The sequence below is a fragment of the Pantoea pleuroti genome (assembly GCF_014156615.1).
GTDB classification, from domain to species: domain Bacteria; phylum Pseudomonadota; class Gammaproteobacteria; order Enterobacterales; family Enterobacteriaceae; genus Pantoea; species Pantoea agglomerans.
Window position 1 is genome coordinate 55,811 of the sequence record NZ_SBFD01000011.1, and the last position, 14,717, is coordinate 70,527.

The window sequence follows — 14,717 nt, forward strand, 5'->3', positions numbered from 1 at the left end:
TCAGTTATCTATTTCACTGAATCACTTCGCTAAAGTCACGGCAAAGCTGACGTAAACCTGCAGCCATTTGTGCGGAATGCGGTACGCTGCAGAGAGACCCATTCAGCCGACTCAGCTGGCTGATGCGGGGAGTTAAGCGGGCAGAATGGCCGTAGTGGATTATGTTGTATTTTTGTAAACAGATTAACAAACAGACGAAATACTGCTATTCTGCCCTCCGCGAAACCGGGCACCTCAACCTGGACGAGAAAGGGAAGATTGTTCTCCATAAGTGAGCAAGGTGGTCGGAAAGCCCTACATAATGAGAGCGAGGATAACGTCGTGCTAGAAGAATACCGTAAGCACGTTGCCGAGCGTGCTGCCCAGGGAATTGTACCTAAGCCTTTAGAGGCTTCCCAAATGGCCGCGCTGGTTGAACTGCTAAAAAATCCACCTGCGGGTGAAGAAGAATTTTTGATCGATTTATTGGTCAACCGCGTCCCACCTGGCGTCGATGAAGCGGCGTATGTCAAAGCTGGTTTCCTGGCGGCTGTCGCTAAAGGCGAAGCAACCTCTCCTCTGATATCTTCTGAAAAAGCGGTTGAACTGCTTGGCACCATGCAGGGCGGTTACAATATTCATCCGCTGATTGAGGCACTGGACGATAGCAAACTGGCTCCTATTGCCGCTAAAGCCCTTTCACACACGCTGCTGATGTTCGACAACTTCTATGATGTCGAAGAGAAAGCGAAAGCGGGTAATGAATACGCGAAGCAGGTGATGCAATCCTGGGCAGATGCAGAATGGTATCTGTCACGGCCTGAACTGGCAGAGAAGATCACGGTTACCGTGTTTAAAGTCACTGGCGAAACCAACACCGACGATCTCTCTCCGGCCCAGGATGCCTGGTCACGTCCAGACATTCCTCTGCACGCCCTGGCGATGCTGAAAAATGCCCGTGAAGGCATTGAGCCTGATGAAGCGGGCAATATCGGTCCGATCAAACAGATCGAAGCTCTGAAGACCAAAGGTTTCCCGCTGGCGTATGTCGGTGATGTTGTCGGAACCGGTTCTTCACGTAAATCCGCCACCAACTCGGTGCTGTGGTTTATGGGCGACGACATCCCGAACGTGCCAAATAAAAAAGGCGGCGGCGTGGTGCTGGGCAGCAAAATTGCACCCATCTTCTTCAACACCATGGAAGATGCGGGCGCACTGCCCATTGAAGTGGACGTAAACAACCTGAACATGGGCGATGTGATCGACATCTATCCATTCAAAGGCGAAGTCCGCAACCATGAAACCAATGAGCTGCTGGCCAGCTTCGAACTCAAAACCGAAGTAGTGATTGACGAAGTGCGCGCCGGTGGCCGTATTCCGCTGATCATCGGTCGCGGTCTGACTACTAAAGCGCGCGAGTCGCTGGGTCTGCCGCACAGCACCGTATTCCGTCAGGCGAAAGATGTCGCGGAGAGCACCCGTGGTTTCTCACTGGCGCAGAAAATGGTTGGCCGCGCCTGTGGCGTTACCGGCGTTCGTCCGGGTGCCTATTGCGAACCTAAGATGACCTCGGTTGGCTCGCAGGATACCACCGGCCCGATGACCCGTGACGAGCTGAAAGATCTGGCTTGCCTGGGCTTCTCTACCGATCTGGTGATGCAGTCGTTCTGTCACACCGCCGCGTATCCTAAGCCGGTGGATGTGAGCACGCACCATACGCTGCCAGACTTCATCATGAACCGCGGTGGTGTGTCACTGCGTCCGGGTGACGGCATCATCCACAGCTGGCTGAACCGTATGCTGCTGCCGGATACCGTTGGTACCGGTGGTGACTCGCACACCCGTTTCCCTATCGGCATCTCTTTCCCGGCGGGTTCAGGCCTGGTGGCGTTTGCCGCCGCGACCGGCGTTATGCCGCTCGACATGCCGGAATCGGTTCTGGTGCGCTTCAAAGGTAAGATGGAGCCGGGCATTACCCTGCGCGATCTGGTTCACGCCATTCCGCTGTATGCCATCAAACAGGGGCTGCTGACCGTTGAGAAGAAAGGTAAGAAAAACATCTTCTCTGGTCGCATCCTGGAGATTGAAGGTCTGCCGGATCTGAAAGTCGAGCAGGCGTTTGAGCTGTCCGATGCGTCAGCAGAACGTTCCGCTGCGGGCTGTACCATCAAGCTGGATAAAGCGCCGATTATCGAATACCTCAGCTCCAACATTGTGCTGCTGAAGTGGATGATCGCAGAAGGCTACGGCGATCGTCGTACGCTGGAGCGTCGCATTGAAGGTATGGAGAAATGGCTGGCCGATCCTCAGTTGCTTGAGCCGGATGCCGATGCTGAATATGCCGCGGTGATCGAAATCGATCTGGCTGAAATCAAAGAGCCAATCCTCTGTGCGCCAAACGATCCGGACGATGCACGTCTGCTCTCTGACGTTCAGGGTGAGAAGATCGACGAAGTGTTTATCGGCTCATGCATGACCAACATTGGTCACTTCCGTGCAGCCGGTAAACTGCTGGATAGCCACAAAGGCCAGCTGCCAACCCGTCTGTGGGTGGCACCGCCAACCAAGATGGATGCGGCGCAGCTGACCGAAGAAGGCTACTACAGTGTATTCGGTAAGAGCGGGGCGCGTATTGAGATCCCAGGCTGTTCACTCTGCATGGGTAACCAGGCACGTGTTGCAGATGGTTCGACGGTGGTCTCTACCTCAACCCGTAACTTCCCGAACCGTCTGGGTAACGGCGCTAATGTCTACCTGGCGTCAGCGGAGCTGGCTGCAGTCGCGTCTCTGCTTGGCAAACTGCCAACGCCGGATGAGTATCAGCAATTCATGGCGCAGGTCGATAAAACGGCCAGCGACACGTATCGCTATCTCAACTTCGACCAGCTGACGCAGTACACCGACAAAGCTGATGGCGTGATTTTCCAGACCGCGGTCTGATTCTTCACCTTGCAGGCATGAATAAGGGGCGATGATTCGCCCCTTTTTTTCGTCTCAGCATGGGGGAGAGTGACGATCAAAAGCTGGCTTTCGGCAGACAGCCTGTAATAATGCGCGACGTGTCACACTTTGCAGCGAGAGCAGCACGGACACTTATCAGGTGAGGCGACGACGTTGAGAGGAACGGGCGATGGAATATGAATTTTTACGCGATGTGACCGGACAGATTAAGGTTCGCATGTCGATGGATCATGAAGCGGTCGGCCACTGGTTCAACGAAGAGGTCAAAAACGATCCGGGATTGCTGGATGAAGTTGAAGCCGCCATTGAAGATGTCAAAGGCAGCGTACGTCAGTGGCAACGGATCGGCAGCGAGTACACCATTCTGCTGGATGAAGAGGAAGTGATGATCCGCGCCAACCTGCTGGCTCTGGAAGATGACGGTATGGAAGAGGGGATGAACTACTACGACGAAGAGAGCCTCTCGTTCTGCGGCATTGAAGATTTTCAGCTGGTGATCGCCGCTTATCGCCAGTTTATGAACCAGTACGGCAAACCCGTACGGTAAGACAGTAAGGCAATCCCTTACGGTTATAAGGCCGGACGACATCAGCAGCCCGGCCTGTTAACTAACTCAGCGATGCACCGCCGCACATGACCAGCTGCTGGCCGGTGATCGCCGCCGCCGCAGGGGAGAGCAGGAAATCGACCAGTCCGGCCACTTCCTGCGGCTGAATATAGCGGCCAATGGGTGGCAGACGGGGCGGTGAACTGGCCCGGCCCGGCTGTTGCAGCATCGGTGTTTCGGTGGCGCCTGGCGCCACAATATTGGCAGTAATGCCGCGCGGAGCGAGTTCCGCTGCCCAGCTGCGCACCATACCGATCATCGCCGATTTGGTGGCGACATACTGACTGCGGCCTGCCGCGCCGCCTGACGTACGACTGCCCAGCAGCACAATTCTGCCGCCCGCACGCATCCGCGGTGCAAAATGATTCGCCAGCTGTTCTGCGGCGGCAACATGCAGTTGCCACAGACGTGCGCTGGCGCTCAGATCCAGCTCTCCAAGCGGTGCCGCCTGCATCATACCGGCTGCATGGATCACCGCCTGCGGCACCGGCAGCGCGTCCAGCAAAGCCTGCAGTGCCGCGCTGTCGCTGATATCGATCTGATGGCTCTGCCAGCCCGCTTCTGCCCGGCTTATCGCCGAGCGGCTCAGGCCGGTCACATGCCAGCCTTCATTTAGCAGGCGATCCACAACCGCCTGACCGATGCCGGAGCTGGCCCCGGTCACCAGCGCCATCCGTTCAATCACTCATCACCTCCCTGCACCCATGACTCCTCAACCCGTACATATTTAATCGCCTGACGATACCAGGTGTAGGCGATATGCAGTTCGCCATCCAGGCCCTGTTTAATGCTGGGATAGGAGAACTCACGGTTTAATTTCTGCTGGGAGTTATTGGTCATGCAGTAGCCATCGCCCTCATCCAGATTGCGCTGCAGCGGCCAGCTTTTACCGCCATCCGTTGAGATAGCCAGCGTCATCGGCGCACGAGGCGCACCCCAGAAAGCGGTGCGGCCGCTGTGCACCACCGGCTCAGCGGCGACGGCAACATCACTTTCCTCTTCATCATCTTCAATTTCGTCATATAGCGACAACCGGCGTTCGCTGGCACCTTCGGCGCTCATAGCATTGAACACCAACGCCAGATGACCATTGCGCAGCGTTGTGACCTGAATTGAGGAGTTATTGTTGGGCAGCGACATCGGCTGTGGCGCGCTCCAGCTTTCACCCTGATCAAATGAACGGCTCTGGTAAATGTGGTCGGCCCAGCGACTGCGGTAGAGCGCCAGCAGCGAGCCATCATCCAGCAGGGTAACGTTCATATGAACGCAGCCGGTGCTGTCAGGCACGCTGACGTCACGCCAGCTCTGGCCTTTATCTTCTGAGATTTTTACCGCGCTCACGTCATAGCTGCCGACCCACTTTTCGCCGGGCTGCGTCAGGCAGTAAAACACCGGCAGCAACCAGTTACCGTTGGGCAGCACCACAATCGGCTGGCGAATAAAGGTGCCGGGCTTATCCAGCAGCGTTTTGATCTCCCCCCAGCTCTGGCCCAGATCGTGAGACTGGCGATAGCGAACTATCGCGGTGTCCTGATTGCCCGATTTCTGCGCCGTCCACAGCAGCCACAGCACCTGGTCGGGATCGAGAAACAGCACCGGATTCTGTTCTGAACGGCCCGGATCGTCAGAGAGTTTTTGGGCTTCACTCCAGCGATCGCTGCCTTTTCGCAGCCGTGAACACCAGACAGAGATATCGGCAATCCCTTCCTGCGTGCCGCCAAACCAGACGCAAAGCAGATCGCCATCGGGCAGCGGCAGCAGGTTAGCCGCGTGGTTTTGCGGGCAGGAGGAGGGCAGCATCGCAACCTGCTGTGCGCTATCCTGCGGGTGAGGCGCAAGCAGGCCGGTGCGTTCTGCGGTGACGGTTTCCTGAGTCATATTAGGCTCCACTGTTTTGTGCATTGTGTTGCGATTGAGGCTGAGACTGGCGTGACGGGATACAGCGGTCAATCACCATAATAATTGCCGGGGTGATCAGCGCCACGTACATATTGTCGATACCAAACGGGTTACCCATCAGGAACCAGACGGAGGTGACAACGCAGGCGCCAATCAGACCGGCATTGGCGCCGCGTGTGCTCTTAAACCACGGCAGGTAGAACGCCATGATCGCCACAACGGTAATGGACAGGCGAATCGCACGGGTAAAGAACGAGAGCTTCAGCACTTCCGGGAAGAACAGAACAAACAGCAGCGGGAAGAAGCCGATGCCAATCGAGATCCAGCGCGTCATTTTAAATTCGCGCTCTGGCGTAGGATTACGATAAGGCACGTAAAAGTCTTTCACCACCAGCGAGGCGATGGCCAGCGCCACGGTACCGACGCTGACGAAAATCGAGGCCACCAGCGAGGTGGTGACAATGCCCGCCAGCCACGGTGACATATCCTGCAGAAATACCGGCAGCGCATAGAGGCTCTTGATATCCGGGTGAGCAAACTTCGCTGCCACGCCAATCAGCGCCATCGCCAGACCAATCGGCAGGCAGAAGAAGAAGGCGACCCAGGTAGCGCGCTTCGCTGACTTCACATCTTTGGTGGAGGAGATCGCCTGGATCACAAACTGGGTACAGAAGATCGAACCTACAGTCCCGATCAGCCAGGCCACAATCGTACTGGCACCGACGTGACCATCCCATGTCCAGTAGAACGCCGGCATTTTCTCCATCATTGGGGCGACGCCCCCGGTCATCTTCAGCGCCACATAGAGGATAATCAGGATCCCCATATACTTGATGGCGCTGTGCAGCAGCGTGACCCAGGCCACGCCTTTCATGCCGCCAAACGCAAAGTAGAAGGTGCTGACCACCGCAGTGATAAAGGCAGCCTGGGTCAGGTCGATCTTCAGCACGGTGGAGATTGCCGCCGCGCCGCTGATGTAGTTACCGACGTTCACCAGCAACAGCGCATAGATCATGATCAGCGAGATAATATTCTTGGTCGAGCTGCCATATTTCTCGGCGATAGCACCGGAGATAGTGATCTTTCCGGTGTTGTAGATGCGCTTAACCAGAATCAGGCCAAACAGCGGGAAACCAATAGCCGCACCAATCACCGACCATGAGGCGGCGAAGCCATCTTCAAACGCCGCCTGCGCGGTGCCGATGGTGGATTTTGCCCCGATATATTCAGACATCAGCATAATGCCGACGATAAAAGCAGGCATGGCGCGCGAGCCTTCCATAAAGTCGCCGCTGGTTTTACTGCGCAGCCGCCAAGTGAGCCAGGTGGTGAACAGGATATAGGCGACCACCATGCCGACGATCAGTAAGGTGCTCTCAGTTGAAAATGCTTTCATCATGACCTCGATTGTTCTGGCAGATGGCGACCATCAGGTTCGTTCTCATCTGACCGGTAGGGTGCAAAGGTGATGGACGTTATCGCAGGTAGTGGTTCACGATTTGACGGATCTGCTGCTGCTCTTCGGCGCTGAACTGCACCGCATAGCGGCTTTCACCCACCTCAAAGCCCTGCAGGCTGACCGCTTTTTTCACGGCGGCCGGTGAGAAACCGATGCTGTAAAGCGCGGTGCGCAGGCCGGTGACGTTCTCCTGTGCCTGATGCGAACCGGTAATATCGCCCGCATGGAAGCGCGCCCAGATGGCGTTAATCGCCTCTGGCGCCACGTTTGCCAGCCCGGAAATTGAGGCGGAGCAGCCATCCACGAAACCCTGGTGGATCAGCGAGTCCGGGCCGTTCAGCACATCAAAGTCCTGACAGTCGGCGGTGGCCTGCAGAAAGCCGCTCAGACTTTCATAGCTGCCTGCTGAATCTTTAATGCCGATGATGTTCGGGTGCGCGGCCAGCGTACGAACGGTCTCTGGCTGCAAGGTATTGCCAGTACGCGCCGGGATGTTATAGAGGAATAGCGGCACCGTAAGCGCGTCAGCCACGCGCTGATAGTGGTCGATCAGCTCCTGCTGTTTAAGCGGAACAAACCACGGCGTGATCGCGGAGACGGCATCTACGCCAAGATTGGCAATCTGTTTGCCTAGCCGGATAGTTTCACGGGTCGAAATCTCTCCGATGTGCGCCACCACCGGCATCCGGCCGTTAACTTCATCGACGCAGGTGGTGGTAACCGCGATCTTCTCCTGCTCGTTCAGCACAAAGAATTCGCCGTTGGTACCGCCGCAGAAGATGCCGTTACCGGCGTTGATCTGGCGTCTGACCTGTTCGCGCTGCCTCTCCGGATCAAAGGCACCTTCCCGGTCAAAAGTGGTGACGATGGCGGTCAGTACGCCGTTTATTTTCTTATTCATGACAATCCTCATTACGCCTGGCAGGAAGGGAAAAGCGTCAGGTAGACGGCGCGCACATCGTCGGCGGTGACCGCCATCGGCACGTTGTTCATCAGACGCTGGACGTCGAGCGCGGCTTCCACTAACCAGGGCAGGTGATCCGGGCTGATGCCCAGGGCTTCCAGGCTGGCAGGCAGCTGCAGCCGCGCTACCAGCGCGGTGAAGTAGTCGACCAGCGCGTGTGATTTCTCTTCATCGCTTAAACGGACGTCGGCGTCGGGCAGCAGATCATAGGCCTGAGCGAATTTGCTCACCGCCGCCGGACGGACAAAGCGCATGCAGGGAGCCAGCAGGATGGCGTTGGCGACGCCGTGTGGCAGATGATATCTGCCGCCGAGCGGGTAAGAGAGGGCATGCACCAGATGTGTCCCGGCATGGGCAATCGATGCACCGCCATAATAAGAGGCCCAGAGCATCTCCAGGCGTGCCTGCAAATTTTCTGGCTCGCGCAGGGTGGTTTCGAGATTAGCGAACAGTTTCTTCATCCCAGTCAGCGCATAGTTGTCGCTGACCGGGTTGGCGACATTGGCGGTAAAGCACTCAATCAGATGGCAGAGGGCGTCAATACCGGTTGAAGAGGCGATGTGGGCCGGCATGCTGGTGGTCAGTTCCGGCACCAGGGCCACCACATCGGGCAGCATCACCGGTGAAATAATGCCGACTTTGGTCTCTTTCTCCGGGATCGCCAGGATCGCATTGGGCGTCGCTTCAGAACCCGTGCCTGCGGTGGTGGGGATTAGTATTGAACGGGTACGGCGCTGCGGTTTTTCACCTGCCAGCAGGGCGTCCAGCGAAGGCGCGGCGTCGATGCACAGCACTGAGAGCAGCTTCGCCACATCCAGCACGCTGCCGCCGCCGATGCCAATCACTATATCGACCTGGGGCCGGGAGAGCGTCGCGATAATCGCTGCCACATCATGCTGGCTTGGTTCAGGCGGGACGCTGTTGACCACGCTGATACCCGGAACCTGATCCCGAAGTTGACCCATCAGCGCCTGCACTGCCGGAATCGCCTCAATGTTCCGGTCAGTGACCACGACTGCTGTCGATATCCCCTTCAGCAGATAGCGCATGTCGTTTAACGCCTGATAACCGCTAATCACCGTGCTGTTAATGTTCATTTCATACCCTTATTTCTGTCCTGTCTGAGCAGATGATTAATCTTGCTCAGCGCAATGCGAAGTCAGTCACTCTCAGTGGCTAATTTTATAAGGCATATCGATTTCGATTAATTTGAACTTGCTCACATATAATCAATCATGATTGAATATAATCAAATGCAGCGGCAATCGCCTGACAGGAGTGAGGATGGGCTCATCATTATGGAAAACCCCGGTGCTGGTCATCGCCGATGACTTTACCGGTGCCAACGATGCGGGTAGCGGACTGGCACAGGCTGGCGCCCGCGTACATGTGCTGTTTGGCACTGAGGCACCGTTGCCAGACGACGCTGCGGATGTGCTGGTCATCAGCACCGACAGCCGGGCAGTCAGCGCCAGCCAGGCCGCAGAGCGCGTCGCTCAGGTGGTGCAGCACTTCGCCGCACAGCTTCAGCAGGGCTGGCTGTTTAAAAAGATCGACTCCACGCTGCGCGGCAACGTCGGTGCTGAAACCACGGCTGCGCTGCACGCCAGCGGCAAAAGGCTGGCGCTGGTTGCGCCAGCCTTGCCACGACTGGGCCGCACCACACGCGAGGGTAAAGTGTGGGTCAATCAGCGCTTACTGACAGACACCGAATTTGCCAGCGATCCGAAAACCCCGATCCTCAGCCCCCGCGTACTCGATCAGATGCAGATCGACGGCACGGAGATCGATCTCCCGACGCTGCGCAGCGATCGGCTTGATGCGGTGTTAGCGGCGGTGCACGGCGTCGTGGTGGTGGATGCCGAAAATGAAGCCGATCTGGCGCGACTGATAACCGCTGCGGCGCGGCTGGCAGAGAAGCCGCTGCTGGTGGGCGCCGCCGGATTAAGCGATGCGCTGGGCGCAGCGCTCTCTGTTCGCCCGTCGCGGCCCGTGCTGGCGGTAGTGGGATCGATGAGCAGCAGCGCGCAGCAGCAGATCGCCACGCTGCTTAAACAGCGGGCAGTTGAGATAGTGGATGTCGATATCCGTCAGCTGTTTCAGCAGCCCGCCTGGCCCGACCGGGATCGCTGGATCGAACAGGCTGAAACCGCACTGCGTGCCGGTCGCCATACGGTGATCCGCACCTGCCAGCATGAATCCCAGCGTCACGACATCGGGCATCTCAGCCAGCAGCACAGCGTGACCCGCCAGCAGCTGGGTGAAGCGATCAGTCAGTTGCTGGGCGAAATGACCCACAGCCTGTGCCGGACACAGCTGCCGCATGCGCTCTATCTGTCGGGAGGCGACGTGGCGATTGCCGTTGCCCAGGCACTGGGGGCCAGCGGCTTTAAAATTCAGGGTCTGGTGGCGGGCTGTGTGCCGCACGGGGTTCTGCTTAACAGTGAATTTACTCTGCCGGTAATGACCAAAGCGGGTGGCTTTGGTGATGAAAATACCCTGGTAGCAGCCATTGGTTTTATTGAGGAGAAGTCGAGTGAGTAAAATTATTGCGATCACCATGGGCGATCCGGCGGGCATCAGCCCGGAAATCATCATTAAGTCACTCTCTGAAGGTGAGCTGAATGGCATTCCTGCGGTGGTGATAGGCTGTGCCAGTACGCTGCGCCGCATTATGGCGATGAACATTACGCCACAGGCCGAGCTGCGGGTGCTGGACCGGGTGCAGGATGCGCGGTTTGCGCCCGGCATCATCAACGTAATCGATGAGCCCCTGGCCGATCCCGACGCGCTGAAACCTGGCGTGGTGCAGAAAGAGGCGGGAGATCTGGCATGGCGTTGCGTGAAGCGTGCTACAGAGCTGGCACTGGCGGGCGACGTGCATGCCATTGCCACCGCGCCGCTGAACAAAGAGGCGCTGCATGCGGCGGGCCATCTCTATCCTGGTCACACCGAACTGCTGGCGCATCTTACCGGGACCAAAGATTACGCCATGGTCCTCTACACCGATAAGCTGAAAGTGATTCATGTCACGACCCACATTGCGCTGCGTAAGTTCCTCGATACGCTGAACCAGACGCGCATCAAAACCGTGATTGGTATGGCGGACACTTTCCTGCGTCGTGTCGGTTACAGCGCCCCGCGTATCGCCGTGGCGGGCGTTAATCCGCACGCTGGTGAGAACGGCCTGTTTGGCGATGAGGAGATCACTACCGTGGCACCCGCTATTGAGGCGATGAAAGCGCAGGGGATTGATGTCTACGGGCCTTGTCCGCCGGACACGGTGTTCCTGCAGTGCCAGGATGGACGGTATGACATGGTGGTCGCGATGTACCACGATCAGGGGCATATTCCGCTTAAACTGCTGGGCTTCTATGATGGTGTCAACATCACCGCAGGCCTGCCGTTTATCCGCACCTCTGCTGACCATGGCACCGCATTTGATATCGCCTGGACAGGTAAAGCGAAGTCTGACAGCATGGCGATCTCTATTAAACTCGCGATGCAGCTCGCATAGGGATATATGAAGGGACAGAGCCGTCTTGACCAGATTATGGATTACCTGAAAAGCCATAATCTGGTGACTGTTGAGCAACTGGTCAGTGCGATTTCCGCCTCACCCGCCACGATTCGCCGTGATTTGATTAAGCTGGATAAAGAGGGCGTGATCAGCCGCAGTCATGGCGGCGTTACCCTGAATCGTTTTATTCCTGCCCAGCCGACCACGCTGGAGAAGATGCAGCGTAACCTGGCCGAGAAGCAGGCGATTGCAGAATGTGCCGCCAGCTTTGTCCGGGCGGGCGATGCGGTGGTGCTGGATGCGGGCACTACCATGCTGGAGCTGGCGCGGCAGCTCACGCATCTGCCGCTGCGGGTGATCACTGCCGATCTGCACATTGCACTGTTTTTGTCTGAGTTTAAGCAGATCGAAGTGACGATTATTGGCGGACGTATCGACGACTCCAGTCAGTCCTGTGTGGGCGAACATGGACGGCGGCTGCTGCGCAGCATCAATCCCGATATCGCCTTTGTCAGCTGTAACTCCTGGAGCCTTGAGCGCGGCATTACCACGCCGACGGAGGAGAAAGCGGGGCTGAAACACGATCTTCTGGCCAATGCGGCTCGTCGGGTCTTGCTGGCGGACAGCAGTAAATATGGCTCCTGGTCGCTATTCTGCGCTTCTCCGGTGGATGACCTGACCGATGTGGTGACCGACAGCCGGTTAGATGAGGCTGTCTGCCGCACGCTGCGCGAGCGCGGGATTACGCTGGCGCTGACCTCCGCCTGAACAGAACGCGCCGTGTTGCTCTGACCTGATCAGCAGGACGAGAACAGCACCGCGCGTTTATCTTTAACTCTCGCCGTTAACGCGTGCCCTTATCGCGCGTAGGTATCATTCTCTTCGCACGTAATCGCGGGGGCGTCCACCGAAACCCGCTCAAACCTCATTCCGGCGGTTGCCGTGATGAAAAAGCAGGGGGAACAAGGAGGGCAGACGCGCAGGTTATGGGCTATAACGCTGCGCGCCTGATAATCAGAGGGTCTTCAGGCCCACTGAGGGGATATTTCTGCCGTAGTAGATCTCGCGCATCTCTTTCCAGAGCAGATCGGTAATGCGCTTGTGCTCCTGCGGAGTGAGATCTTCCGGGCGGGTATTAAACAGGTAGTGTTTAAGGTCGAACTCTTTCAGCAACATCTTGGTATGGAAGATGTTTTCCTGATAGACATTCACATCCACCATGTCATACATCGCTTTCATATCTTCAGACATGAAGTTCTGAATCGAATTGATCTCGTGATCGATGAAGTGCTTCATCCCTTTCACGTCACGGGTAAAACCGCGCACCCGGTAATCGACGGTGACAATATCTGACTCCAGCTGGTGGATCAGATAGTTCAGCGCTTTCAGTGGCGAAATGACGCCACAGGTTGAGACTTCAATGTCCGCACGGAAGGTGCACAGGCCGCCTGCCGGATGGCTCTCCGGGTAGGTGTGCACGCAGATATGACTTTTATCGAGATGAGCCACCACCGAGTTGGGCAGCGGACCGGGGTGCTCTGAGTTATCGATATCTTTCGGATCGATCGGCTCTTCGCTGACCAGAATCGTGACGCTGGCCCCCTGCGGCTCATAATCCTGGCGCGCAATGTTGAGCACGTTAGCCCCGATAATGGAGCAGGTCTCGGTCAGGATTTCCGTCAGACGGTTAGCGTTATATTGTTCGTCAATGTAGGCGATGTAACCATCGCGTTCAGCTTCAGTATTCGCATAGCAAATATCGTAAATACAAAAACTCAGGCTTTTCGTCAGGTTGTTGAAGCCATGTAGTTTTAGCTTTTGCAATTTCGTTCACCCCCTTAGAAATGCACTATCAGCACGCGGCAGATAACGCATTCAACAGATATTGCGGCAGGGCAAAGCTGCCGGTATGGATTGCTGGCGTGTAATAACGGCAGGTCAGGCCAGCGGCCTCGAAACGCGCCTTTAAGGTCGCGTTGTCAAGCTGGCGCAGCGCCGGATTATCACTCGCCCAGGCAAAGGTCATGATGCCGCCGTAGTAGGTCGGAATCGCCGCCTGATAGAAACTGACGTCCGCAAAGTAATGTCCCAGCTTGCGATGGCTGTTAACGGCCTCCTCCTGCTGCAGGAAACAGACGCCATTTTGCGCCACAAAGATGCCATTTTCATTAAGGGCCGCTTTGCATCCGGCATAAAATTCCGAGGTAAACAGACTCTCGCCCGGACCAATCGGATCGGTGCAGTCGGAGATGATGACATCAAACTTTTCCTGCGTCTGATTAACGAAGTTCACCCCGTCATCAATTACCAGCGTAAAGCGCGGATCGTCATAGGCACCCGCGCTGTGGTTCGGCAGATACTGGCGGCAAAAGGTCACCACGCCCGCATCGATCTCCACCATGGTAATCTTTTCGATCCCGGGATGACGTGACACTTCACGCAGCATGGCGCCGTCACCGCCGCCAATGATCAGAACGCTCTTCGCCGCGCCGTGCGCCAGCAGCGGAACGTGGGTCATCATTTCATGGTAGATAAATTCGTCGCGTTCGGTGGTCTGAACGACGCCGTCCAGCGCCATTACGCGGCCCATCGCGGCATTTTCGAAAATGATTAAATCCTGATGCGCAGTCTTCTCACGGTACAGCTCTTTATCAACCGTGAAATACTGGCCAAAACCGGCATGAAGGGTTTCATACCACGTTTCATTGTGGGCCATGGTGCTCTCCTCTGATGACATCGCCATGAAGATGGGCGGCATATGATAGCTAACACTGACCGTGGTTGCACGGTCAATGTCCGGCTGCAGAGGGAAGAATCGTTACCTGACGTAGGCCAGCAGGCTCAGCGAATCGCGGGCCAGTGACTTGCACTTTTTGTCGTTGGTGATGGCGATGCCGCTGAGATCGCGATAGCTATCTTCACCCAGCGCTTTCATGTTGTAGTTGCTGTAGTTGCTTAAATCCCAGCGGTTCTGCTGAGCAAAAAAGACCAGCGCTTTGCGAATCTGCGCGTCCGGTAAATCCTGATAGCCACAATCATTTTTCAGATAGACGAAAACCGCCGTGAGATCGGCCAGATCTTCCGCTTCGGATTCGCTCAGGGCAAAACTGGTGGAGGAGAAGCCAAGGAGTCCCGTCAGCAGCAGGATCCTGATACTTTGCTTCATAGTCGTTCTCTTCAATGGATATTGTTAATGACGTTAGCACAGTTGCTCTCAGGTTTTCGATTAATTTGCCGCTGTGGGCTGCTGCACCGCCTTTTTTTCGTCAGATTCGCACGGTCAGGACTTGACCTTCCCATAAGGTCAGGGTTTAGGCTGTGCGCTCTG

The 14,717-nt window shown here is 56.6% G+C and carries 13 protein-coding genes; 5 read left to right on the forward strand and 8 right to left on the reverse strand.

Annotation, left to right across the window (positions count from 1 at the left end; genetic code table 11):
- Nucleotides 1-321 precede the first annotated feature (321 nt).
- Together acnB and yacL are read left to right on the forward strand one after the other, a co-directional pair.
- Nucleotides 322-2,919, forward strand: a complete 2,598-nt coding sequence (gene acnB, locus EPG66_RS19835) for a bifunctional aconitate hydratase 2/2-methylisocitrate dehydratase (protein WP_115064838.1) — start codon at nt 322-324, stop codon at nt 2,917-2,919.
- 190 nt (nt 2,920-3,109) lie between these two features.
- Nucleotides 3,110-3,487, forward strand: a complete 378-nt coding sequence (yacL, locus tag EPG66_RS19840; protein WP_010253973.1) for a protein YacL — start codon at nt 3,110-3,112, stop codon at nt 3,485-3,487.
- Nucleotides 3,488-3,548: 61 nt separating this feature from the next.
- Here yacL and EPG66_RS19845 read toward each other — a convergent pair whose 3' ends face one another.
- The 5 genes from EPG66_RS19845 to EPG66_RS19865 all read right to left on the reverse strand — a co-directional run bounded on the left by EPG66_RS19845 (nt 3,549) and on the right by EPG66_RS19865 (nt 8,966).
- Nucleotides 3,549-4,220 carry an SDR family NAD(P)-dependent oxidoreductase gene (locus EPG66_RS19845; RefSeq protein WP_031593571.1) on the reverse strand — a complete coding sequence of 224 codons (672 nt, stop codon included), beginning with the start codon at nt 4,218-4,220 and terminating at the stop codon, nt 3,549-3,551.
- 8 nt (nt 4,221-4,228) lie between these two features.
- A complete protein-coding gene (locus EPG66_RS19850) occupies nt 4,229-5,425 on the reverse strand; it encodes a sialidase family protein (RefSeq protein WP_115757991.1) in 1,197 nt (398 codons plus the stop codon).
- Between the two features lies 1 nt (nt 5,426).
- Nucleotides 5,427-6,842 carry a sodium:solute symporter family protein gene (locus tag EPG66_RS19855; protein ID WP_031292876.1) on the reverse strand — a complete coding sequence of 472 codons (1,416 nt, stop codon included), beginning with the start codon at nt 6,840-6,842 and terminating at the stop codon, nt 5,427-5,429.
- Between the two features lie 79 nt (nt 6,843-6,921).
- The gene (locus EPG66_RS19860) at nt 6,922-7,806 is read right to left on the reverse strand and encodes a dihydrodipicolinate synthase family protein (protein ID WP_064703405.1); all 885 of its coding nucleotides are present in this window, start codon (nt 7,804-7,806) and stop codon (nt 6,922-6,924) included.
- 11 nt (nt 7,807-7,817) lie between these two features.
- Complete coding sequence (locus tag EPG66_RS19865; protein WP_115757992.1) at nt 7,818-8,966, reverse strand: iron-containing alcohol dehydrogenase; 1,149 nt, start codon at nt 8,964-8,966, stop codon at nt 7,818-7,820.
- Between the two features lie 187 nt (nt 8,967-9,153).
- On the opposite strand from EPG66_RS19865, the gene dtnK reads away from it, so the two are divergent.
- Genes dtnK through EPG66_RS19880 form a run of 3 tightly spaced genes read left to right on the forward strand, consistent with a single transcriptional unit; the run spans nt 9,154 to nt 12,157 of the window.
- On the forward strand, nt 9,154-10,413 hold the full coding sequence (gene dtnK, locus EPG66_RS19870; RefSeq protein ID WP_182687906.1) for a D-threonate kinase: 1,260 nt from the start codon (nt 9,154-9,156) through the stop codon (nt 10,411-10,413).
- On the forward strand, nt 10,406-11,386 hold the full coding sequence (locus EPG66_RS19875) for a D-threonate 4-phosphate dehydrogenase (RefSeq protein WP_022625433.1): 981 nt from the start codon (nt 10,406-10,408) through the stop codon (nt 11,384-11,386). The genes dtnK and EPG66_RS19875 overlap by 8 nt, the downstream gene beginning before the upstream one ends.
- Nucleotides 11,387-11,392: 6 nt before the next feature.
- Nucleotides 11,393-12,157 carry a DeoR/GlpR family DNA-binding transcription regulator gene (locus tag EPG66_RS19880; protein ID WP_033756597.1) on the forward strand — a complete coding sequence of 255 codons (765 nt, stop codon included), beginning with the start codon at nt 11,393-11,395 and terminating at the stop codon, nt 12,155-12,157.
- A 246-nt stretch (nt 12,158-12,403) separates the two neighbouring features.
- Here the strand turns inward: EPG66_RS19880 and speD are convergent, their stop codons facing one another.
- The 3 genes from speD to EPG66_RS19895 all read right to left on the reverse strand — a co-directional run bounded on the left by speD (nt 12,404) and on the right by EPG66_RS19895 (nt 14,555).
- A complete protein-coding gene (speD, locus tag EPG66_RS19885) occupies nt 12,404-13,213 on the reverse strand; it encodes an adenosylmethionine decarboxylase (protein ID WP_010253978.1) in 810 nt (269 codons plus the stop codon).
- 28 nt (nt 13,214-13,241) lie between these two features.
- Nucleotides 13,242-14,105 (reverse strand): polyamine aminopropyltransferase, encoded by an 864-nt coding sequence (gene speE, locus EPG66_RS19890; protein WP_163841761.1) that lies wholly within the window; start codon nt 14,103-14,105, stop codon nt 13,242-13,244.
- 102 nt (nt 14,106-14,207) lie between these two features.
- On the reverse strand, nt 14,208-14,555 hold the full coding sequence (locus EPG66_RS19895) for a YacC family pilotin-like protein (RefSeq protein WP_003854673.1): 348 nt from the start codon (nt 14,553-14,555) through the stop codon (nt 14,208-14,210).
- Between the last annotated feature and the right edge of the window lie 162 nt (nt 14,556-14,717).

Bases quoted from the DNA above. Each gene is read 5' to 3' on its own strand.
- yacL (WP_010253973.1), top strand. From the start codon at position 3,110: ATGGAATATGAATTTTTACGCGATGTGACCGGACAGATTAAGGTTCGC.
- EPG66_RS19845 (WP_031593571.1), bottom strand. From the start codon at position 4,220: ATGGCGCTGGTGACCGGGGCCAGCTCCGGCATCGGTCAGGCGGTTGTG.
- EPG66_RS19850 (WP_115757991.1), bottom strand. From the start codon at position 5,425: ATGACTCAGGAAACCGTCACCGCAGAACGCACCGGCCTGCTTGCGCCT.
- EPG66_RS19855 (WP_031292876.1), bottom strand. From the start codon at position 6,842: ATGAAAGCATTTTCAACTGAGAGCACCTTACTGATCGTCGGCATGGTG.
- EPG66_RS19860 (WP_064703405.1), bottom strand. From the start codon at position 7,806: ATGAATAAGAAAATAAACGGCGTACTGACCGCCATCGTCACCACTTTT.
- EPG66_RS19865 (WP_115757992.1), bottom strand. From the start codon at position 8,966: ATGAACATTAACAGCACGGTGATTAGCGGTTATCAGGCGTTAAACGAC.
- dtnK (WP_182687906.1), top strand. From the start codon at position 9,154: ATGGGCTCATCATTATGGAAAACCCCGGTGCTGGTCATCGCCGATGAC.
- EPG66_RS19880 (WP_033756597.1), top strand. From the start codon at position 11,393: ATGAAGGGACAGAGCCGTCTTGACCAGATTATGGATTACCTGAAAAGC.
- speE (WP_163841761.1), bottom strand. From the start codon at position 14,105: ATGGCCCACAATGAAACGTGGTATGAAACCCTTCATGCCGGTTTTGGC.
- EPG66_RS19895 (WP_003854673.1), bottom strand. From the start codon at position 14,555: ATGAAGCAAAGTATCAGGATCCTGCTGCTGACGGGACTCCTTGGCTTC.